Below are 19,972 nucleotides of genomic sequence, written 5' to 3'. Positions count from 1 at the left end.
AGGTACGCCGGAGTAGGCCTGCCAGGTGTGGATTTGGTAACCCACTTCTGCGCAGACCGCATTATTCGCTACTGTCATTGTGTTCCGTTGTTTCTTGGAGGAGATATCGGACTTCGCTGCCCCGGCCTGCCGGAACAGGTTCGGGGCAGCATCTTTTCTTGCTCTATATCAATCGAACCACGCACCCCACCCCCCCGGTGGATGTAAATAGAATCGGACTATGCCAAGGGGTCTCGGAACGATCCAAGTTGCCCTTTTGGCCTATCTCTACCTCGACCTATCCAGGGATCGCTTGGAACTGTCTGACGACGTCCTTGGGGGCGGGTCCCCATTGGTGGCCGCTCTCCGATATAACTGAGAAGGAGCGGGGGCCTGGCACCGCGGCGACTGCCAAGCACAGGTCGGATCGGTCTATCTCCCGCCGTGCGGCTTACGCGCTGGATCGGCGTGGGCTCATCGCCACTTGGTTCACCAATAAGAGGATGTCGCATGTGGACGGAAATAGTTGCACCGTATCGCCTGCTCGGTGATGGATGCTCCGGCTCGACGTCTGGTTCCGGATACCTTGTGGGACATCGCCGAACCACTGATACCGAAGTTCGCTGCGCGTAGGCAGGGCGGTGGGACCGCGCCGGTTGATGACCGTGCGGTGTTCACCGCGATCGTGTTCGTGTTGACCAGCGGGTGCGCGTGGCGGCAGTTGCCGCCGGCGTTCGGGGTGAGCGTGCCGACGGCGCACCGTTGGTGGCGGGTACGGCGTGCGGTGCGCTACGAGCCCTACGGGCCCCCGATCGCCGAGGGCGCCGCGACCGACATCCGCTCGATCACCCTCTGGCACCGCGATCAGCAGGGATGGCCGATCGGGAAGGTCAGCTACCTGATCTGCCATCAGTGCCGCATCGGCTACATCGGCAACCTCGATGTGCAGAAAAATCTGTGGGGCAACGGCATCGCCACCGAAGTCCTGGCCCACCTCCGCCGCCGGCTACCCGGCTACACATGGCAGACCAGCCGCCGCTACCTCACCGCGAAATCGTTCTGGCTGCTGATCACCGAACGCATCGGCGAGGGCTACACCGACACCGACGCCGGATACGTGTGCAGCCACATGGCCCGCTTCTGGTCTAGCGGACCGACCTGGGCCACCAAAATCACGAGGCAGTGAAGCCGCCCAGGAGTCTCGAATCCTTCGTAATGAGAGACGAGCCGAGAAGCCTGACTGCCGGTATTCACTGGTAGACGGGGGTCGGGGAACATCGGTGAGAAATCCGGCGCTTAGCAGTTACCGCAGATAGCAGCTCACTATGTGCGGTAACTCGAATGGCGACCAGGCATTTGTCCGAGTCAGCAGAGGGTCGGCTCGGGAAACTATGCGCGGTAGCGGTCCGGGCCGAGGGCTGCGCGACAGGGAAAGCCAAGTCAATTCGCGCTAGCGCCGGATTCCACGCCGATGCTCCTCGACCCCCGACAAGTCCCCACCGCTTGGATGACGGGCTATCGCCTTATCGATTCCCACGCCATCCCTTGCCCACATCAGCACGCCTGCATCCGCTGCCCGATGCTCCACATCGACCCGCAGATCGGGTCCCGGCTCGAGGAGATCGAAACCGATCTCCTCGCTCGGCAATCCAGAGCCCAGGCCGAAGGATGGCTGGGCGAAATCGAAGGCATCGAACCCACCCTTACCTTCTTGCGCGACAAACGCGAGCAGGCCCACAAACTCGGCCTCGGCATGCCCGGCACCGGAAGACAGTGCTCATGAATCGCTCAGTCGGCTGCCCGCCACATCTCGGTGACACAGCCCTCCTCGTAATGCCAGCGCCCGTCCTCCGCCCCCTGGATCATCAACTGTTTCACCGCCCGCATATCCGCGCTGGCCGGCACATGCAGAGCGACCAAGTTGAACCGGGCGAGGCCTTCCCCTTCGACACCCAGCGGGGAAAACGCATCCAACACTGCCTGCCTCGCCTCGACTTCGCCGCCACCCCCAACCGGGATGATGCGGATCGTGCAGTTGTCCGAACACTCCGACGCCTCCTTGACCCACAGCACACCCTCGTCGTCGGCGACGACCCGAACAACATCCCCGGAAGCGAACCCGCGAACGAAGAACGGGATGTTGTTCAACTCAACGTGGTCACCATCGCGCCGGATCGCCCACATGCGCTCGGTCCCCACAGGAGGCCACCCGTCCACGTCTCGAGGCAACTCGAAAACTACCTTCACCCGATCAACGTCGCCGGTCACCGATGCCTCCTGGCCTGCCGTCATCCCGACAGCATGCCAGGCCGCCGACAAGCGCGACCGACCGACTGGGCATACCACAGGCCAGCGGGGCGATCGCCGAGCGATACGACCAATTCGTCGGCCTGTCCGGTCGGGCCACTGATGAACTGAAAGGAGCCGAAGCCCAATCCGCCAACGTGATCGGAAGGTCGGTCCCCTCGACAAGCGGCGACAGGCCGCCCTCTGGGGAAGGCGGCGATGGCACCGGAAACGGCGGGCAGTTCGGCGAGACCGGCCCCATGCCGGAGTGGCTTGCCGAAGCTCTCGCCCCGATCCAACTGGTCCCGGATCAACGCGAGTTCGAACTGCACGCCGCATACCCAGCGCTTCGCTCGGGTCCATGATCACTGCAGCTGATGAGCGCGGAGCCGAACGTAGAAAGGTAACTGAACATGGCGTAAGCCGATTCGGGGACTCATCTCCATGGAGCTCGGGCGATCTCTGATGGTCTCCTTTGTCTTGACTTTTGCTTAGGGTGCTTAGGGGGTGATGAGGTGGGATATAAAATCCCATTGTTAGATGCTTATATCTAAATAAGAAACTATTTCAATAGTATTGCGCTCCTACCACAGAGTCCTCGAGCCCAGGTGATCCAGCTGTTCCGAATGCGCGCTGTCGTCCGCTCCAGGGTCCGAGCTCCCTCTTTCGACCCTGGATGGCTCTGTTCACTCCCCTCCCCCAACATGTATGAGGGGTGGGAACCGAATACGCTGGAAAGGGGTCACAGTAGGATGCAACCGCTGGTCGGGGACGGTCTGTATCCAGGACTGTGAGCGCGGTCAGGGTATTCGGGTCCAGTTTGTGATCTCGGTGGGTGTTGGGTTGACGTAGATCGATCGCACAGCCTACCCGCGGTTCAAGCGCGTGGTGTCGATGCGGGAGTTAGTGGAGGCGTTCACGCCCACCTGGATGAGATCTCGTGGGTGCGTGGCAAGGTAGAGCGAATCGCATTTGGTCCGGTTGAAGTGCTATCAGCGGTTGAAGTATTTCGCGAAGCTCGCCGACGTTCCGATCGGGGTAGCCGATCATGTGCGCGATGTGCTGGATCTGCCGCAGACAGTGGCTGCGGAGACCGATGCGGATCGCACAGCCAAACAGTATCGGCAGTTCGTGCGTGAGCGTCTGAGGGCGAAGTACAAGGCAGCGCGGGTGCGGACAGGGGCCGAGCAGGCGATCCGAGCGGCAGGTTACCGTCAGAGTCGACGTGGACGCGTTCGCCACGGTGGTTTGGCGCAAGGTGCTGCGGTGCAAGTACCGCCCGGGATGCTCGCGCGCCGGCATCTGGAGGTGTGCTTGTTCTCCTACCTCGCCGTCGAGCTGCGCTCGGGAGACATCGTGGTGGTCGGATCGGACTCCTACGCCAACCTGGGCGCGCAACTGATGTCCTGGGATGAGTGCGCGCCATCGGCCGTGCAGTTCTGCGGGCAGGCCGGCATCCCGGCCGACGCGAGTGAGCTGGCTTCCTTCTACCGTCGGCAGCTCGCGGAGATCGCGGCGCGGGTGGGCGCAGGCTACCCGGCCAACACCGACCTCGTGCTCGAGGAAGGCAGACCGGTGCTCCACCGGCGTTGTTCAAGCTGAGAGACAGCCCGTAGAAAGCGTCCGTGTCCGCCCGGCCCACGGCGACCGGTGCCCAGGGCGGCCGTCATCTAACGGCTCGAGTGCTCGATGTCGGAGGCTTCCGGCTGGTCAACGGTTCCCCACTGACCCTTGGCGTGTGCGCACGGACCCCTGCAGTGCCGGCTCGGGGGTCGGGGCGGAAGAAGGGGTCCAGTGTCTGAAGGTCGTCGGGGAACATGAGGATGTTGGTGGTCTTGGTCGGCAGGGCGATGAGGAGCTGGGTGAGGATTCCGTCGTAGGTGAACCAGCGGGGGCCGCGGGCTTCGTTGACGGCGATGGTCCACTGATCGGGGCTGTCTTCGGGGTCGGTGACCCAGAAGAGGTATTCGCCGCTGTCGGTGACGCCCATGGCAAACAGGTGTTGGGGGTCGTGGGGGACGGGGTTCTTCTGCTGTGCGCGGTCCTCCTCCGGTTGGCCGCGGATCACGGTGGGCATGGGGCCGGTGATGTCGACCCATTCGGTGGGAGTGTGGGGTTGGTAGAGGCGCAGGAAGTCCCAGAAGCTGCCGGAGCCGTAGGCGTCGATGAGGCGCTTATAGTCGGCCGGGAGTGCCCGTGCCAAGGCTTCCTCGACGCTCGACCAGTCGGTCGGGGGAGGCGGGGGCGGGCACAGCCGGGTGCGGGTGGACAGGTCGGTCACCGGGGTGTCACTCCTGCTTGTGGGGGTCTCATGTCGAGACTATGGGAACTCGGTCGAGGACCCGATAGACGGTGGGCCGGGAGACGTTGGACAATTCGGCCGGCTCGACAATGGTATGTGCCGGACCGGTATAGTTCGACCGGATGGGCTTGCCGGCGGGCGGACAGTTTTGGCTGTTTGCCCCGCAGTTTGCCCTTGGATTTGGCAATGGCCATACCTTCGCGGGTGCGCATACGCAGCAGGTCGACCTCGAACTCGGCGACGGTGGCCAGGATGTTGAAAAACATCTTGCCCATGGGTTCGGTGGGGTCGTAGAGGTGCCCGCCCAACGCCGGCCTGACGCCGCGGGCTCGGGACGCTGACACTCCCTACATCGACCACCGACCACCAGCTACGCACTGCTGCGGCCCCTTTTCGGTGTATTCGGTTCCCATCCCTATGAGGATGTTTTGTCACAACTCCTTGGTCCCCAGGTCATTACGCTGTGCTCATAGTGGAACACCGAGCGGCACCCGCCGAGAAGCGAAGACAGGACAGGAGCCCGATGCAACCGCCCAACCGCCGCGAATTCTTGACCGCCTGCGCGGCCACCACCTCCGCCATCCTGTTCGGCAACGCACCGGCCATGGCCCGCCCCGAGCCACCGGTGCGGGTGGCACCACTCGGGTCCGATTTCCTATGGGGTGTGGCGGCTTCCGGTTTCCAGGCGGAGGGCAATGCCCCGGACAGCAACTGGACGCGCTACATCACCGCCGGGAAAACACCCGACACCTATCTGAATTCGGTGGATTTCTACTCACGGTACGGCTCGGATATTGCGCTGGCCGCACAGCTCGGAGTGCGGGTGTACCGCATCGGAATCGAATGGGCGCGGGTGCAGCCGCGGCCCGGTGAATGGGATGAGGCCGGTTTTCACTTCTACGACAATGTCGTCACCGCCATTCGTGCGGCGGGTATGCGTCCCATGATCACCCTCGATCACTGGGTCTATCCAGGGTGGGAAGTCGATCGCGGTGGCTGGCGCAATCCCGGCATGGTCGACGACTGGCTCGCCAATGCCCGTCGGGTCGTCGATCGGTTCGCCCGGCACGATCCGCTGTGGATCACCTTCAACGAACCGGCCGTCTATATGCTCAACGAGATGCGCTACGGTGGTATCACCGCCGCCGATCTACCCACGATGCAGGACCGACTGGCCCGGGCCCACATTGCCATCCACGACCACATCCACCGCGTGCGTCCCGACGCCATGGTCAGCAGCAACGTGGCATACATTCCCACGGTCGAGGACATGGTGAACAAGGGATTCATCGACCGGATCAGCGCCGCGCTCGATTACATCGGTATCGATTACTACTACGGCATCTCGCCCCAGGACCTGATCATCAATCCCCCTGATCCCGAAAAACTGTGGAACATGACGCTGCAGTCCGAGGGCATCTACTACGCGCTGGAACACTACTCCCGGGCCTATCCCGACAAACCGCTCTACATTGTGGAGAACGGGATGCCCACCGAGAACGGACAGCCGCGCAAGGACGGTTACACCCGCGCCGATCTGCTCCGCGACACCGTGTACTGGTTGCAACGCGCCAAGGCCGATGGGATGAACGTAATCGGCTACAACTACTGGAGCATCACCGACAACTACGAATGGGGATCGTACACCCCCCGTTTCGGGCTCTATACCGTCGATGTGCTCACCGATCCGACACTGACCCGCCGTCCCACCGAGGCCGTCGCCGCCTATGCCGCCATCACCCGCGACGGAGGCGTTCGGCCCGGTTATCGCCCGACCAGGGCTCCGGCGAGCTGTTCTATCGTCGATGGTTTGGCGAGCTGCGTCGAGCCGGTGGCGGTCCCCGGCTGATCGGGTGCGCGCTCTCCGACAGTGACTATTCGGCGTACCGCTGGGCCGGTAGGGCGCCGAACAGCGGAAACGGTCGTCTCGTCGGCAGCCGAGGGGTTCCCGCGAGTCGGTACTTCCCCACCCCGGTCGGTGCGGCGTGTAAGACTGGCCTCGTGAACGGGGAGAACGAATCGGCCATCGACGGCAAACCGGAATCCGCCGCCCGTCCCGAACGGGGGGAGGTCATCGGCGCCGGGATCCTGTGGTTGGCCAAATGGTCGGTATGCGTGGTCGCGATTGCCGCCGGAGCATGGGTGATCGGATATATCACCGCCAAACTATGGGTCATACTGCTGCCGGTCATGATCGCCGTCGTGGTCGCCACCGTGCTGTGGCCACCGACGCGCATGATGGTCCGACTCGGGTTGCGTCCGGGCCTGGCCGCGTCGTTGAGCGTACTGGGCTTCCTGGCCGTACTGGCCGGGGTGATCGCGTTGATCGTGCCGTCGGTGGTGGATCAGGTACCCGCTCTGGCCGACAAGTCCACCGAAGGTATCAACACGGTGCGCGACTGGTTGCAGGGGCCACCGCTGAAGATCCGCGACGAACAGCTCGATTCGGCGGTCGAGGCGATTGTCTCGCGGCTACAGTCCAGCGCCGAGCAGATCGCCTCCGGGGTGTTCACCGGCGTCAGTACCGCCACCTCGGCGCTGATCGCGATATTCTTGGTGCTCATCCTCGCGTTCTTCTTCGTCAAGGACGGGCCGAGATTCCTGCCGTGGCTGCACCAGATCGTCGGCAGCCGGGGTGGTCGGCATCTCGAGGAGGTATTGGGTCAGGTCTGGTCGGTTCTCGGGGGTTTCATTCGCACCCAGGCACTGGTCAGTCTGATCGACGCGGTCCTGATCGGGTTGGGCCTGGTGATCCTCGGGGTGCCGCTGGCGCTGGTGCTGGCGGTGCTCACCTTCCTGGGCGGCTTCATCCCGATGGTCGGTGCGTTCGTGGCGGGGGCGCTGGCGGTATTGGTCGCGCTGGTCGGCAATGGCTTCACCACAGCGCTGATCGTGCTCGGCATCATTGTGGCGGTGCAGCAGCTGGAGGGTAACGTGCTCCAGCCGATCCTGCAGAGCCGCAGCATGAAACTGCACGCGGTGGTCGTCCTGCTGTCTGTAACTGCCGGCGGCTCGCTGTACGGCATCACCGGGGCGTTCCTCGCAGTGCCCGTAGTGGCGGTGGTCGCGGTGGTGATCCGCTATATCGGCGAGCAGGTCGACCTCCTTACCGGACAGCCGGTCACCGCCGAACCACCGTCACCTGTCGCCGCGGACGCCGATAAGGACGGATAGCGCGTCCAGGTGCAGTTCGAAGACCTGATCACGATCGGCGAAGGTATCACCGCCGTACATATCGAAGACATCGAAGTTCACGGCGCCGAACAAGGCGCACCACACGGTGAGCCCGCGGGCGAGCAGCCATTCGGGTAGGTCGAGGGCGAATTCCTCGCGGATACGGAGGAAGTCGACGGCCAGTGGACCGGATACGGGGGCGATATCAGAGGGCGGGGTGAGCAGTTGGCGACGGTGGGCCTGTTCGAACAGGTGCAGCAGGGTGACGATCACCCGGGTGCCGGGAGTGACGGTGTGCTCCGCGGGCGCGTTGTAACCGGGGACGGGGGTACCGAACAGGAGCCCGTACCAAGCGGGTTCGGCCAGGGCCCAGGAACGTATGGCTCGGCCGGTGACGCGGAGGCGCTCGATCGGGTCGTCGGGGGCGGCGGTGACGGCGGTGTCGACGGCATCGCCGAGAGCGTCATAGCCGTCCACGACGAGCATGGTGAGCAGTTCGTCACGGCTATGGACGTAACGATAGACGGCCGAGGACACCACGCCGAGTTCGCGGGCGACGGCGCGTAGCGACAGGGCGGCGGCACCGTGGGTGGCCAGGTGCTCGCGGGCGATGCGCTTGATATCGATGAGGGTCTGGGCGCGGGCACGGGCACGGGGGGTGGTCATACCTGTCAGCCTGAACCAAAATAGAGAGCACTGTCAACAATAGAGATCGGCGCTCTGCCGACAGAGGCGGCCAGGGCTGGGCCGGTCTACCCGAACAGGGCTCGACGTTGCCAAAACCTCTGTTCGACGGATTCGAGGTAGGCAGACGGTTCGACTATCGATGACGTTTCTTCGAGCTCTCCGTCGTCTGCGACGTAGTAGGTTTCGGTGTTACGCTGCCGTCCGCTTACGGGTGTGTACACGACCCAGCCGACACTGAATCGTTCGGCCACCAGCCTTCCGGCCGAGGCTTTACTCGCGTCGGTGCCGCGGCCGAGTATATGTTTGCGTACCAGCGCGATCGCCAGCGTCTGCGAGAGAGGTTCAACGGCGCCTTCACGGTTGTTGTCGGCTTCGACGGCCGGAGATTGTGCGGAGTCGGGGCCCTGTATATGAACATGCCCGAAAGGCGGGGATGGCGAGTCGGTATCTACCGAGGATGCACCCTTCTCGGTCTGCCCGGCTTCGGCGGCATCTTCCCGCGCGAACGCCGAGATTCGGCCGTGCATGATCGTGGGGTTTTCCACCGAGACGTGATGGCCGGTGAGCGGTGTAGCCGGAGCGCCGCTGTCGCCGGATGACGACTCCGACTCTGCCGAGCGCCCGAACGGGTAGAAGACGATAGGAATCTTCGGGACGACAACTTGATGCTCGCCGGACGAGGTGGGCAGCCACTGTCGAGGTTCTTTGTTCACACCGGGTTCCTCATGTTCCTTTGTCGATACCGGAAGCAACGCCCTGCGAGGAGGGTCCTATTGTAAGACCTTGGGGCGCTTCGAAGTTGTCCCACTGCCGGCAATGCCACATCGGGCAGTCCGTATCCACGTTCTCGACGCAGGTGGCGTCGCGCGACCGTTCGCCCCAGAGTTCCTGTGTTTATGAGGGGGCCAAGCCTTCCGACCCGTCGTTGAAACCGAACGCTTACATCGTCCGCGCAATCGGCTGTCAGTACAGGGAACCGGTGGGTGGCCTGTTGAGGTATCACGGCATACCGTTACCAGGCCCGGACTACGAGCCCATACGGTCACCTTTGTCGTGCAGACAGAATCCCCGGTCCTGACCACGGCAACGAAGGCACCGCAGCCATGAGTGAGTGTGGTCGCGTTGAGAACGATCCGCCACGACCGTCGGCTATACCGGCACGCCGGGCATCCGAAGCCGCACGCACCATCCATGCCACCTTTCGGCGACCCATGCCGGAACCACACCACGTCATATCCGTCCGATTTCCGGCCGATGCTACGGCGACCCCGGCAGAGCGTCTGCCGGGTCATCGGAGATCGGTGCCATGGCGTCGGCTTCGAGGTCGCGCACCGCGCGCTCGATCTCGTCGGCGAGGGTCGCGCCGGCCACCTCCCAGGCGGCGGCACGGAAGCGGTCCCGGAACCGGCTCAGATCACTTCCGAGCGCTTCGCCTCCGTAGCTGGTGCCGATCGCGTCGCGGAAGGTACGTACGATCTCGTCGGCCAACTGGGCGATACGGGTGCGGATCAGCCCACGCAGGGTTTCGCTGAGAGTGACGTCGGTGCCGACGTCGTAGAGAATGAGCGCACCGTTGAGCATGGCCCGGTCGGGGATGCGCCACCGGTCGCCGTGGCGTTCAAGATAGCGAGCGGCGACGAGTTCGTCGAGAATTTCCGGGCGACGATCGCCGAGCAGTTCGGACAGCGCGGCGTCGTCGACGAGTGCCGGTGGCTCGGCGGGGCGGTCATGGCGGCGCGGGTCGAACAGGGCGCGCCAATCGGTGTCACCGGGGCGGGCCTCGGCGGCGAGGACTTCGGCGATGGCCTCCAGACGCAGCCCTCGGGCCTGCATGGCGACGATACCGCGGAGTCGTTCGAGGTGTTCGTCCCCGTAGACGACGGCCTTGCCGACGCGTTCGGGCTTGGGCAGCAGACCGAGCGAGTGGTAGTAGCGGATGGTACGCGCCGGGATCCCGCTGTGGTCGGCGAGTTGGGTGCGGCTGTATCGGGGCACGCGACCAGCATAGAGAGCCCGGTGAACCTTTCGTTGACAGTTCACACTGTCGTCATTAGCGTAGCCCGCGTCACCGTCGACCCGAGCCGAGGAGATGTATCCGTATGTCCGACTCCACGCAGGATTTCGATGTCCTCATCGTCGGTTCCGGGTTCGGCGGGAGCGTCACGGCGTTGCGGCTGGTGGAGAAGGGCTACCGCGTGGGAGTCCTCGAGGCCGGTCGCCGTTTCGCCGACGACGAGCTGCCGAAGACCAGCTGGGACCTGCGTAAGTTCCTGTGGGCGCCCAAACTGGGCTGCTACGGGATCCAGCGCATCCATCCGCTGCGGAATGTGCTGATCCTCGGCGGGGCCGGGGTGGGCGGCGGTTCGCTGAACTATGCCAACACCCTGTACGTTCCGCCGGAACCGTTCTTCCAGGACACGCAGTGGCGCGATATCACCGACTGGCGCGACGAGCTGAGCCCCTACTACGAGCAGGCGCAAAAGATGCTCGGCGTGGTGCAGAACCCGCATATGACGCCGGCCGACGAGGTCTTCAAACAGGTTGCCGAGGATATGGGTGTCGGCGGGTCCTTCGTACAGACACCGGTCGGGGTGTTCTTCGGCGAACCCGGCGAGACCGTGGACGACCCCTATTTCGGCGGGGTGGGTCCGTCCCGCACGGGATGTGTCGAATGCGGCGACTGTATGGTCGGCTGCAAGTACGGTGCCAAGAACACCCTGGTGAAGAACTACCTGTATCTCGCCGAACAGGCCAGAGCGCAGGTTATCCCGATGTCCACCGTCACCGAACTGCGGCCCGGGGACGACGGTGGCTGGCAAGTGACGGCGGTGCGCACCGGCGCATGGTTCCGTAAGAGCCCGACCACCTACCGCGCCGACCGGGTGGTGCTGGCGGCGGGCACCCTGGGCACCCAGCGGCTGCTACACGAGATGCACGACCGGGGTGTGCTACCGAGACTGTCCGATCGGCTGGGCGTACTCACCCGCACCAACTCCGAATCCATCGTCGGCGCGGCCACCAAGAAGGTGGTGCCCGGCACCGACTTCACCAAGGGCGTGGCGATCACCTCGTCGATCCACCCGACTCCGGACACCCATATCGAACCGGTGCGCTACGGCAAGGGCTCGAACGCCATGGGAATGCTGCAGACGCTGATGGTCGACGGTGGGGGCCGGATTCCCCGGTGGCTGCGGTTCCTCGGGATCGCGCTGCTTCACCCGCTGACGCTGCTGCGTTTCCTGAGTGTGCGGAACTGGAGCGAACGCACCATCATCTCGCTGGTCATGCAGCATCTGGACAATTCGATCACCACCTACACCAAACGCGGCCTGTTCGGCCGGAAACTGACCAGCAGGCAGGGACACGGGCAGCCGAATCCCACCTGGATCCCGGTCGGCAACGAGGTGACCCGCCGGGTGGCCGACCGGATTGGCGGTGTGGCGGGCGGAACATGGGGTGAGGTGTTCGATATACCGCTCACCGCGCACTTCCTGGGTGGCGCGGTAATCGGCGCCGATCGGGAATCCGGGGTGATCGACGCCTATCACCGGGTGTTCGGGTATCCGACCCTGAGCGTGGTCGACGGAGCCGCGGTATCGGCGAACCTCGGGGTGAACCCCTCGCTGACCATTACCGCGCAGGCCGAACGGGCGGCCGCGTACTGGCCGAACAAGGGTGAGCAGGACCACCGCCCGACGCAGGGAGAACCGTATCGACGTATCGCGCCGGTTGCTCCGGTCCGTCCGGTGGTGCCCGCCTCGGCGCCGACGGCCCTGCGATTGCCGATCACGCCGGTATCCGCGGCGGATCGGGACGGGACCGGCGCGGCGGGCTGAGCCCCTCCCCCCGGCTCGGGAGCGCCCCATTCTCGGGCGATGCGCGGGCCTGGTGTTCGGCACTATCGCCCAGGGATGCGGAGTCGCGATGCTCAGCCCTTGAAGTAGACGAGCTGATGGGTAGTGGCGAGCAGGGCGCCACCGCTGCCCCACAGGTGGGCGGACTGGTCGAAATGGCCCTGGGTGAAGCGGTGTGTGCGGGCGCTGCCCAGCACGAAGTCGGTTCCCTGCCCGGTCAGCTCATCGGCGTCGGTGTGGAAGTAGACGGTGAGCGTTATCGTGCCGGCGGGCATATACCGGCCGCGGCGCAGGAAAACCCGCGGATAGAAGACGTCCCCCAAGGCGGTCAGCCCGGGGAAGTCGAGCGGGCGGGCGGGGCGATCGCGCACCCACAGTGTCGAGGTGGAATCCGGGTGTTCGGCGGTGGCGTCGATCTTCGGTATGGCGCCGTCCACGAACCGCATATCGTAGTTGCGCGCCCAGTTGACGAACTCCGGGAAGGTGTGGGCGGGCAGATCGTCGGGGGCAGGCACCCGCGGCATCGGGTGTTCGGTATCGGACCAGGTATCGCGGCGGATCCCGAAGACCGCGGTGGCGGTGGTGGTGACGATACCGCCCTGGGTGAGTTCGAGCCGCCAGTGCTGATTGGTGCGGTTGGTGCGTACAACGGTGGCGTCGATCTCGAATTCGCCGTCGGTGATGGGGCCGGCGAAGTTGACGGTGAGGGCGAGCGGATCGCCGAACCGGTCGGGGTGTTCCTGGACGGCGCGCACCAGGGTCGCGGCGGTGGCGCCGCCGAAGGGGCCGACCATATTCGCGTACTCGGCCCGGGTCCGTCCGACTGTCCTGCCGTCCTCGGTGCGGGTGAGGGTGGTGGCGGTGTCGAATGGATGGGGCGGGGCGTCGATCTCGGTCACGGGTACTCCTTTGTGGCGCGGCGACGGTGCGCACGGTTTATAAGTATGACAACATACATAGAAATGCTCTGCAACCAGGGACAGGCGATGGCACGACCCAAGAACCCGGCCGGACCTCGGGCCGCCATGATCGACAGCGCGATATCACTCATCCGCCGCCGCGGTGTCACAGCGACATCGTTCTCCGACATCCTGGCCCACAGCGGCGCACCCCGCGGTTCGGTGTATCACCACTTTCCCGGCGGAAAAGCCCAGCTCGTCACCGAGGCCACCCAACATGCCGCCGACCAACTCGACCGTGCCCTGCGCCGAGCGCTGACGGAATCGGACACCGCGGGCGCCCTGCGGGCGATGGCGGATGTGTGGTGGCGCGGCCTGGAGAACGGTGAGTACTCCGTCGGCTGTCCGATCGCGGCCGCCGCCCTGGGCGACGAGGGGGATGCCCGCGAAGTTGCCGGTACGACGTTCGGGCTCTGGTCGGAAATGTTCGCCGACCGGCTGATCGCCGACGGCGTACCGGCGGAGCGCGCACACTCGCTGGCGGTGCTCGTCGTCAGCGGTGTCGAGGGAGCGCTGGTGGTGGCCCGGGCACAGCGCAGTTCGACACCGATCGACGCGGTCGTGGACGAGCTGGGCGAGCTGTGCCGCAGCGCGGTCGCAGCGGCGCGGACACGACCGGACCTGTGAGCGAGGCGAGGGTCACCGCTCGGTCGGGCGGGTCTTGATGGCGTCGTGGGATATGTAGACGTCGTATTCACCGGGGATGGCGATCACGGCATTGCCGTAGGCGGAACGCACGAACGGTTCGGTGTACCAACGCCCCTCGTTCATATCCGCGAAGAAGTCGCGGTCGCCGCCGTTCAGGAAGATGTGGTTCTGTTCGGTCGCGATACCGTCGAGACGCTGCCCATACAGCCGGGACACCTGGTAACCCGAATGGAAGCCGAGGGCGTTCACCCACGGCTGCAGCTCGACGATCTGGGCTTGCAGGACCCACAGGTCACCCTCGACCTCGTGCACGCTGCGCTGTGCTCCATCGTCGTCGTAGAGGGTGAGCTCCACCCGCATCAGATGCTCTCGATCGTCCACCGGGGTGACGATCACATGGGCGGCCTTGACCTCACCGCTCAATCCGAGATAGGTCTGCAGAAGGGTGGCGATCCACAACAGGACCGCCGCGACCGCGAGCAGTACCAGCCCGCCGGCACCGCGAGTGAGCAGCGCACGCATACCCACCCGGCGAATGCCGATTACTGCCCATACGATCAGGGCCACCGCGACGGCGATCACGAGGATCAGCCCAACCTGCAACGGCCCGAAGTCCACCGGGAAACTCATATCCGAGGTATACCCGCCGAACCCCGGTCGAGACGAGGAAACGGGCGGCTCCCTTCCCGATTCGTCCACCGAAACCCACCGCCGAGCGGGAGATCATCTCGTAAGTTGGCCGTAGGCAGATCGGAGGGTGCAGTGGGAACAGACATGGCCGGCACCGACTATGTGATCGTCGGATCGGGATCGGCGGGCGCGGTGGTGGCGAACCGGCTCAGCGCGGATCCGGGGCGTTCGGTGGTATTGCTGGAAGCGGGCCCCCCGGATAAGGACAAGTTCGTCCATATTCCGGCAGGTTTCGCGAAACTGTTCCGCACCCCACATGATTGGGACTATCTGACCGAACCGCAACCGGAACTGGACAATCGGTCGATCTACTGGCCGCGCGGCAAGATGTTCGGCGGTTCGTCGTCGATGAACGCGATGATGTGGGTGCGCGGTTTTCAGGCCGACTACGAGGAATGGGCGCAGGCGGCCGGTCCGGAATGGGGATTCGACGCCGCGGTCCGGCAGTTCCGCCGAATCGAGCGCGTCGAGAACGCGCAGTATCCCGACCAGGGAACCGAGGGTCTGCTGTACGTTTCTCACCAGCGCAGTCCACGATCGAGTACCGCAGCATACCTGCGCGCGGTGACCGAATGCGGCTATACGGTGGAACCGCCGAACCGTCCACGGCCCGAAGGCTTCAGCCAGACCATGGTGACCCAGCGAGGCGGCCGGCGGTGGAGCACTGCCGACGGCTACCTACGGCCGGCCGCATCACGGGCGAATCTCACCATCCGATCGGGAGCGACCGCGACCCGGGTGCTCTTCGACGACAACCGCGCGGTCGGCGTCGAATACCGGCAGGGCGACACCACCCGCACGGTCACGGCCCGTCGGGAAGTGGTGCTGTGCGGCGGAGCGATCAACAGTCCACAACTGCTCATGCTCTCCGGTATCGGTGACCGGGACGAACTGGTCCGCCACGGTATCGATGTGGTGCACCACTGTCCCGAGGTCGGAGCGAATCTGCAGGACCATCTCGTGGCGGGTCTGGGCTATTCGGTGGAATCCGATTCGCTGTTCGCTGCGGAGAAACCACGGGAACTGCTGAATTATCTGCTGCGTCATCGCGGAATGCTCACCTCGAACATCGGTGAGGCGTACGGATTCATCCGCAGCCGAGACGATCTGGAACTACCCGATCTGGAGTTGGTGTACGCCCCCGCACCGTTCTATTACGAAGGTCTGCAAGATCCCACCCAGCACGGCGTGATCCTGGCGACCGTTCTGCTGCGGCCGTACAGTCGTGGTCGGATCTCCCTCGCCTCGGCCGATCCGCTCGCCAAACCGATGATCGACCCCCGCTATCTGTCCGACAGTGGAGGAGCCGACCGGGCCGCGATGCTGGCCGGGCTGCGGGTCTGCGCGCAACTGGCCGCGGCACCCGCGATGAAGGAGGTCCTGGGCCCGCTGTGCTATCCGCCGAACGCACCGGAAGACCCGGAGGAGATCCTGGCCACGGCGCTCAACGGGTACTCGCACACCCTCTACCATCCGGCAGGCACGTGTCGGATGGGCTCGGACTCCGACAGTGTGGTCGACCCGGAACTACGGGTTCGCGGTGTGCAGGGATTGCGAGTCGCCGACGCCTCGATCACGCCGGTATTGATACGCGGGCATACCCACGCGCCGAGCGTGTTCATCGGTGAACAGGCCGCCGCCTTCCTCATGCGGTAGCGCTTCGTCGCGGTCCCACCGTCGCCGCCGCTGTCGTCGTGGCAAGGCCTGTGGCCACGCCGTGAGACCCGACGCTCGATCCCGGGCTCCGCCATCGAGGTCGGCGCGAGGCGCGAGAAAGGGGATTGACAGGGCGGCAGCCGAGAGGTCAACCGGTGACGGACTCGATGACGGCGTGGGCGAGTCCGGTGAGCGCGGCGGTGATCTGCGCGGAACTCAAGCCCCGCTCGCGTTGATGCCGGTAGACCTCCGCAGCCAAGGGGGCGAGCAGGGTGTCTACGAGCGAATCAGGGCTCGCCACACCGGCTTCCACCAACAGCGCCCGAACATGCGCCTCCCAGAACCCGTACGCGCCGGTTGCGAACCGCGCTCCACCGCTCTCCGCGCCCAACACCAGATCAGCATGAGCATCCAGCAGTTCGACCATGACCGCGTAGAAGGCGGCCAGCCGCTCGGCCGGGGGCGCACCCGGACCCAGAGGTGGTGCGCCGCCGAGTAATTGCTCCTGAATCACCCGTTCGTGTTTATCCAGCAAGGCGAGCGCGATGGCGCCGGTATCGGGATAGCGCCGATACAGCGTGCCACGCCCGACGCCGGCAGCCTTCGCGATGTCGTCCATCGTCACTGTGCGGGGATCTCGGGTGGTGAGCAGTTCGGCGGCCGCGGCGAGGATCTTGGCCCGGTTGCGCGCCGCGTCCGCTCGTTCGACGCCACCAGCCGCCGGCGCGATGAGCAGATCGGAGCGGATGTCCATACCAGCACTGTAACCGACTCAGGGATCAAATGGACATCATGTCCGTTTCAATCTACAGTTCTCTTAATCGGACACAATGTCCACTTATTTGGGAGAGGTTGGGTCATGACCACGCTGTTACACCTGGATGCAAGCGCACGCACCCGTTCGATCAGCCGGGAGGTAAGCGCCGCCTTCGCCGACTCCCGGCGGGCCGGGCATTCCGGCGGTCGCTATATATACCGGGATCTGACCGACGATCCGGTGCCGTTCATCGATGCGGGCTGGACCGAGATCTGCGATACGGTCCTCGCCGCGGGCTCCATCGACCTGGATCGGCTCGCCATGCAGGCGCATACACCCGCACAGGCCGCGGCATGGCGGATCGTCGAGCCGCTGCTGACAGAACTACTGGCCGCCGACATCGTGCTGATCGGCACCCCGATGTACAACTACTCCATCCCCGCCGCGCTGAAGGCATGGCTCGATCAGGTGACTTTCCCCCGGATGTCGTTGGCACCGCGGCGTTTCGTCGTCGCCACCGCCCGAGGCGGCGCCTACTCGCCCGGTATGCCCAAGGCCGCCTTCGACTATCAGGAGCGCTATCTCCGCGATTTCTTCGCAGGCCATTTCGCCGTGACCGACACGGTTTTCATCAATACCGAATTGGCCAACTCCCGCCAGGACCCGGCGCTGGCGCACCTCCGCGACGAGCACGACGCATCCTACGTGCTCGCCCTCGATACCGCTCGCGCACTCGGCAAGGAGTACTGAAATGAACTGGCTGACACTCGGTGTGGCGGGACTGGTGGAAATCGCCTGGTCCCAGAGCATCAAACCGACACAGAATTTCACCCGACCACTACCCACACTGCTCTGCTTCGTGCTCGCCACAGTCGCGGTATACCTGCTCTCGCATGCGATGCGGACTCTACCCGTCGGCACCGCGTACGCTGTCTTCACCGGGATCGGCGCGGTCGGCGCCATCGCCCTCGGAGTGATCGTCCACAGGGATCCGCTGAGCGCGGGCAGAGTGCTAGCGTTGTCGATGATCGTGGGCGGCATCGTCCTGGCCAGGATCACCAATCCCGAATGACGAATCGATGCACGGATGCTGCGAGTACGTCCAGTGCGACGGCACAGCGCGTAGGTTCGAACCGGAAGCGCTCGACTCATCGACAGCGGTCCACCTCATCGCCACTTGCGAGAGACAGGGGCGCTGCCGGCCCACCACCGGATCAACGCCTCCGCCGACGAGCGCGCGTACGTGCCGAGCGACCGCATCGAGGTGTGCCCGCTCATGCGCATCAGCATCGGTGTGGACGCCCCGTCCTCCGCCGCGTGTGTGAGCCGAGAACGACGGAACTGATTCAGCGTGTAGGGACCGCGGGGCAAGTCGGCGCGGGCTGCGTCTCGTACAGCATCTGCCACAGCACCCGCTCCCGCGGCGGCGTATCCGAGCCCAGGATTCGCTCCACCTCGCCGCGCGGCTGCGCCCGGGAACGATCCGGCGGCACCGACCAGGTCACCGGCCGCGCCCATGGTTCACCGACCGGTCGCTCCTGTTTGCACCAGTACTCGCACGCCCCGCGCAGTGAGGCCAGGCGTACCGGGCATTGGTTCCACGATCAGATCCTCTCTGTGCTCTGCTACCCCTATGGTCTGGGGTTATCCCGGACTCGGCTGCATATGGGTGCCGTTGTACATGTCGTACATACCGGGCACACCCGTGCCGGTGGAGACGAACAGTCCAGACCCCACAGCCGATCGGCGCGCACATACGGGTCGTTGGCGGCCCGCATCGGACCGCCGGGTGGCCGTGCATAATGTCGACGTCGCCGCCGCAGGCCTGCACCGCCGGTTCCACGAACTCGTACTTGATCCGGTCTCTGATCTGCGCGCATTCACTGTAGGCAGCGACCGCGCGGTACAGACCGGATTTCGCGATCGGCAGTTGCAAGACCGTGGTGCCCGAGATGGACAGCCCGGCGATCGCGTTCACGCCGGTGGTGTTCATCGCCGCATCGATCAGCGGTGGCAGTTCCTCGGTGAGGAACGTCTTCCAGCGGTTCGGTCCGAGCGCGGCGCGGCGCACACCCAGTCGGTGTACATACTAGCGGTGCCGCCGGTGGCGAGGACCATATCGATCGGCTTGTCTACGAAGAATTCGGCCGCATCACCCCTGATCAGCCGGCCGGAGGTCACTCCCCCATCCACGCCGTCCAACAGGTACAGCGTCAGGCGCGGCGCCGGGCCGGTGCCGATCAGGGTATCGGCCTCCACGGGAACCAGCACGGTTCCGCCCTCGACGGTCGGCAAGGACAGTGCCCGCGACCCGAGTGGAGTCCCCAGCGCGGGCTGCACCCGGCGCAGTTGCGGCGGGCCGCGCAGACCGCGCCGAGACCGGCGGCGGCCTCCTCCGGGTACGGCGGAATCGCCGGCACCGCCACCTGACACGCGGGTGCCACCCGGATCCCGCTGCGTTTCGCCAATGCGGTCACCCCGTACCCGCTCGACAGGGCCGCGATCAGAGTCTGTGCCATGGTCTGGTGTTCTCGGGCCGCCAACCGGTATTCGTCCAGGTAGGCGGCAGTGACAGTGGCCGATTCCGGTGCCCGCACCACCGGCCGGACACCGGCGGGCAGATCACCGGTGTCCGCATCCGCGGCGTGTTCGGTGAGATATTCCACCGCCGCTTGGGTGCTTTCGCGGAACGCACCGGGTACGGTTTCCAGCGCCACACCTTCCCGGGCCCAGCGGACAGCGGCCTCGGTAACGGAGTCGGAGGGCATGGCGGTACGCCGCGACCGCGGAGCGAGCGCTTCTGCAACCTCGGCCAGGCAGACCCGCACCGTGATGCCCAGCTCTCCGGACGAGGCAGTGCGGCCCTGTCGCCGCAGATGCGCTACAAGTTCGGCCTTCACGCCGCGGTTTCCCGAGCCGGCTTTTGCCCCTCATGGCTACCGGACAGTAATAACGCCGAAGCCCCGGATACGTCGATCCG

General features: G+C 65.1%; 21 protein-coding genes and 1 pseudogene. 10 read left to right on the top strand and 12 right to left on the bottom strand.

What is annotated here, in order from left to right:
* Window positions 1–529 precede the first annotated feature (529 nt).
* Window positions 530–754, top strand: a pseudogene (locus tag ON20_RS12230) (transposase); the annotation flags it as partial.
* An 804-nt stretch (window positions 755–1,558) separates the two neighbouring features.
* Window positions 1,559–1,762 carry a hypothetical protein gene (locus tag ON20_RS37370; RefSeq protein ID WP_051162271.1) on the top strand — a complete coding sequence of 68 codons (204 nt, stop codon included), beginning with the start codon at window positions 1,559–1,561 and terminating at the stop codon, window positions 1,760–1,762.
* A 5-nt stretch (window positions 1,763–1,767) separates the two neighbouring features.
* Here ON20_RS37370 and ON20_RS12220 read toward each other — a convergent pair whose 3' ends face one another.
* Window positions 1,768–2,247, bottom strand: coding sequence for a DUF4265 domain-containing protein (locus ON20_RS12220; protein ID WP_040835388.1), 480 nt, complete (start codon window positions 2,245–2,247; stop codon window positions 1,768–1,770).
* Window positions 2,248–3,264: 1,017 nt separating this feature from the next.
* On the opposite strand from ON20_RS12220, the gene ON20_RS36325 reads away from it, so the two are divergent.
* Window positions 3,265–3,867, top strand: a complete 603-nt coding sequence (locus tag ON20_RS36325) for a hypothetical protein (protein WP_157228812.1) — start codon at window positions 3,265–3,267, stop codon at window positions 3,865–3,867.
* 64 nt (window positions 3,868–3,931) lie between these two features.
* Here ON20_RS36325 and ON20_RS12210 read toward each other — a convergent pair whose 3' ends face one another.
* Entirely contained in the window at window positions 3,932–4,546 is a 615-nt protein-coding gene (locus ON20_RS12210; RefSeq protein ID WP_051162267.1) for an SMI1/KNR4 family protein, read from the bottom strand.
* On the bottom strand, window positions 4,543–4,833 hold the full coding sequence (locus tag ON20_RS40550; protein ID WP_368853930.1) for a recombinase family protein: 291 nt from the start codon (window positions 4,831–4,833) through the stop codon (window positions 4,543–4,545). The genes ON20_RS12210 and ON20_RS40550 overlap by 4 nt, the downstream gene beginning before the upstream one ends.
* A gap of 257 nt (window positions 4,834–5,090) precedes the next feature.
* Here ON20_RS40550 and ON20_RS12200 point away from each other — a divergent pair, with 257 nt between their 5' ends.
* Window positions 5,091–6,416 carry a family 1 glycosylhydrolase gene (locus ON20_RS12200; protein ID WP_040835315.1) on the top strand — a complete coding sequence of 442 codons (1,326 nt, stop codon included), beginning with the start codon at window positions 5,091–5,093 and terminating at the stop codon, window positions 6,414–6,416.
* A 152-nt stretch (window positions 6,417–6,568) separates the two neighbouring features.
* The gene (locus ON20_RS12195) at window positions 6,569–7,741 is read left to right on the top strand and encodes an AI-2E family transporter (RefSeq protein ID WP_083864872.1); all 1,173 of its coding nucleotides are present in this window, start codon (window positions 6,569–6,571) and stop codon (window positions 7,739–7,741) included.
* On the opposite strand, the gene ON20_RS12190 is transcribed toward ON20_RS12195, so the two are convergent.
* From ON20_RS12190 to ON20_RS12180, 3 genes are all read right to left on the bottom strand, one after another.
* Window positions 7,706–8,407 carry a TetR/AcrR family transcriptional regulator gene (locus ON20_RS12190; protein ID WP_040835313.1) on the bottom strand — a complete coding sequence of 234 codons (702 nt, stop codon included), beginning with the start codon at window positions 8,405–8,407 and terminating at the stop codon, window positions 7,706–7,708. The two genes, ON20_RS12195 and ON20_RS12190, sit on opposite strands and share 36 nt — an antisense overlap.
* A gap of 86 nt (window positions 8,408–8,493) precedes the next feature.
* Window positions 8,494–9,141, bottom strand: coding sequence for a hypothetical protein (locus ON20_RS12185; protein WP_040835311.1), 648 nt, complete (start codon window positions 9,139–9,141; stop codon window positions 8,494–8,496).
* Window positions 9,142–9,685: 544 nt separating this feature from the next.
* Window positions 9,686–10,423, bottom strand: coding sequence for a MerR family transcriptional regulator (locus tag ON20_RS12180; protein WP_051162265.1), 738 nt, complete (start codon window positions 10,421–10,423; stop codon window positions 9,686–9,688).
* Window positions 10,424–10,527: 104 nt separating this feature from the next.
* On the opposite strand from ON20_RS12180, the gene ON20_RS12175 reads away from it, so the two are divergent.
* The gene (locus ON20_RS12175) at window positions 10,528–12,264 is read left to right on the top strand and encodes a GMC oxidoreductase (protein ID WP_040835309.1); all 1,737 of its coding nucleotides are present in this window, start codon (window positions 10,528–10,530) and stop codon (window positions 12,262–12,264) included.
* A gap of 92 nt (window positions 12,265–12,356) precedes the next feature.
* Here the strand turns inward: ON20_RS12175 and ON20_RS12170 are convergent, their stop codons facing one another.
* Complete coding sequence (locus ON20_RS12170) at window positions 12,357–13,181, bottom strand: acyl-CoA thioesterase (RefSeq protein ID WP_040835308.1); 825 nt, start codon at window positions 13,179–13,181, stop codon at window positions 12,357–12,359.
* Between the two features lie 45 nt (window positions 13,182–13,226).
* Between ON20_RS12170 and ON20_RS12165 the strand changes: the two genes are divergently transcribed.
* Window positions 13,227–13,868, top strand: coding sequence for a TetR/AcrR family transcriptional regulator (locus ON20_RS12165; protein WP_245547188.1), 642 nt, complete (start codon window positions 13,227–13,229; stop codon window positions 13,866–13,868).
* A 12-nt stretch (window positions 13,869–13,880) separates the two neighbouring features.
* Here the strand turns inward: ON20_RS12165 and ON20_RS12160 are convergent, their stop codons facing one another.
* Complete coding sequence (locus tag ON20_RS12160; RefSeq protein WP_040835306.1) at window positions 13,881–14,519, bottom strand: hypothetical protein; 639 nt, start codon at window positions 14,517–14,519, stop codon at window positions 13,881–13,883.
* Between the two features lie 144 nt (window positions 14,520–14,663).
* Here ON20_RS12160 and ON20_RS12155 point away from each other — a divergent pair, with 144 nt between their 5' ends.
* Window positions 14,664–16,235, top strand: coding sequence for a GMC family oxidoreductase (locus ON20_RS12155; RefSeq protein ID WP_040835304.1), 1,572 nt, complete (start codon window positions 14,664–14,666; stop codon window positions 16,233–16,235).
* Between the two features lie 148 nt (window positions 16,236–16,383).
* Here the strand turns inward: ON20_RS12155 and ON20_RS12150 are convergent, their stop codons facing one another.
* Window positions 16,384–16,989 carry a TetR/AcrR family transcriptional regulator gene (locus ON20_RS12150; RefSeq protein ID WP_051162264.1) on the bottom strand — a complete coding sequence of 202 codons (606 nt, stop codon included), beginning with the start codon at window positions 16,987–16,989 and terminating at the stop codon, window positions 16,384–16,386.
* Between the two features lie 105 nt (window positions 16,990–17,094).
* On the opposite strand from ON20_RS12150, the gene ON20_RS12145 reads away from it, so the two are divergent.
* Entirely contained in the window at window positions 17,095–17,742 is a 648-nt protein-coding gene (locus ON20_RS12145; RefSeq protein ID WP_040835302.1) for an FMN-dependent NADH-azoreductase, read from the top strand.
* 1 nt (window position 17,743) lies between these two features.
* Window positions 17,744–18,064 (top strand): DMT family transporter, encoded by a 321-nt coding sequence (locus ON20_RS12140; protein ID WP_040835301.1) that lies wholly within the window; start codon window positions 17,744–17,746, stop codon window positions 18,062–18,064.
* A 429-nt stretch (window positions 18,065–18,493) separates the two neighbouring features.
* Here ON20_RS12140 and ON20_RS40545 read toward each other — a convergent pair whose 3' ends face one another.
* From ON20_RS40545 to ON20_RS12130, 3 genes are read right to left on the bottom strand one after another with little or no spacing between them, the layout of a single operon-like run.
* On the bottom strand, window positions 18,494–18,985 hold the full coding sequence (locus ON20_RS40545) for a hypothetical protein (protein WP_368853929.1): 492 nt from the start codon (window positions 18,983–18,985) through the stop codon (window positions 18,494–18,496).
* 11 nt (window positions 18,986–18,996) lie between these two features.
* Window positions 18,997–19,263, bottom strand: coding sequence for an alpha/beta hydrolase (locus ON20_RS37365; RefSeq protein WP_169332332.1), 267 nt, complete (start codon window positions 19,261–19,263; stop codon window positions 18,997–18,999).
* Window positions 19,233–19,892 carry an RsbRD N-terminal domain-containing protein gene (locus ON20_RS12130; protein WP_051162260.1) on the bottom strand — a complete coding sequence of 220 codons (660 nt, stop codon included), beginning with the start codon at window positions 19,890–19,892 and terminating at the stop codon, window positions 19,233–19,235. Before ON20_RS12130 ends, ON20_RS37365 begins: the two co-directional genes overlap by 31 nt.
* Window positions 19,893–19,972: the final 80 nt, after the last annotated feature.

The sequence above is a fragment of the Nocardia brevicatena NBRC 12119 genome (genome assembly GCF_000308495.1).
Taxonomy (GTDB): domain Bacteria; phylum Actinomycetota; class Actinomycetes; order Mycobacteriales; family Mycobacteriaceae; genus Nocardia; species Nocardia brevicatena.
The sequence above is the reverse complement of the archived record's forward strand: the minus strand, read 5'-3'. Positions and strand labels throughout refer to the sequence as shown.

What these genes read in the sequence shown, in the direction of transcription:
- ON20_RS12200 (WP_040835315.1), top strand. Translation starts at nt 5,091, where the DNA reads ATGCAACCGCCCAACCGCCGCGAATTCTTGACCGCCTGCGCGGCCACC.
- ON20_RS12150 (WP_051162264.1), bottom strand. Translation starts at nt 16,989, where the DNA reads ATGGACATCCGCTCCGATCTGCTCATCGCGCCGGCGGCTGGTGGCGTC.
- ON20_RS12145 (WP_040835302.1), top strand. Translation starts at nt 17,095, where the DNA reads ATGACCACGCTGTTACACCTGGATGCAAGCGCACGCACCCGTTCGATC.
- ON20_RS12190 (WP_040835313.1), bottom strand. Translation starts at nt 8,407, where the DNA reads ATGACCACCCCCCGTGCCCGTGCCCGCGCCCAGACCCTCATCGATATC.
- ON20_RS12175 (WP_040835309.1), top strand. Translation starts at nt 10,528, where the DNA reads ATGTCCGACTCCACGCAGGATTTCGATGTCCTCATCGTCGGTTCCGGG.
- ON20_RS12155 (WP_040835304.1), top strand. Translation starts at nt 14,664, where the DNA reads ATGGCCGGCACCGACTATGTGATCGTCGGATCGGGATCGGCGGGCGCG.
- ON20_RS12160 (WP_040835306.1), bottom strand. Translation starts at nt 14,519, where the DNA reads ATGAGTTTCCCGGTGGACTTCGGGCCGTTGCAGGTTGGGCTGATCCTC.
- ON20_RS40550 (WP_368853930.1), bottom strand. Translation starts at nt 4,833, where the DNA reads ATGTTTTTCAACATCCTGGCCACCGTCGCCGAGTTCGAGGTCGACCTG.
- ON20_RS12165 (WP_245547188.1), top strand. Translation starts at nt 13,227, where the DNA reads ATGACAACATACATAGAAATGCTCTGCAACCAGGGACAGGCGATGGCA.
- ON20_RS12140 (WP_040835301.1), top strand. Translation starts at nt 17,744, where the DNA reads ATGAACTGGCTGACACTCGGTGTGGCGGGACTGGTGGAAATCGCCTGG.
- ON20_RS40545 (WP_368853929.1), bottom strand. Translation starts at nt 18,985, where the DNA reads ATGAACACCACCGGCGTGAACGCGATCGCCGGGCTGTCCATCTCGGGC.
- ON20_RS37370 (WP_051162271.1), top strand. Translation starts at nt 1,559, where the DNA reads ATGCTCCACATCGACCCGCAGATCGGGTCCCGGCTCGAGGAGATCGAA.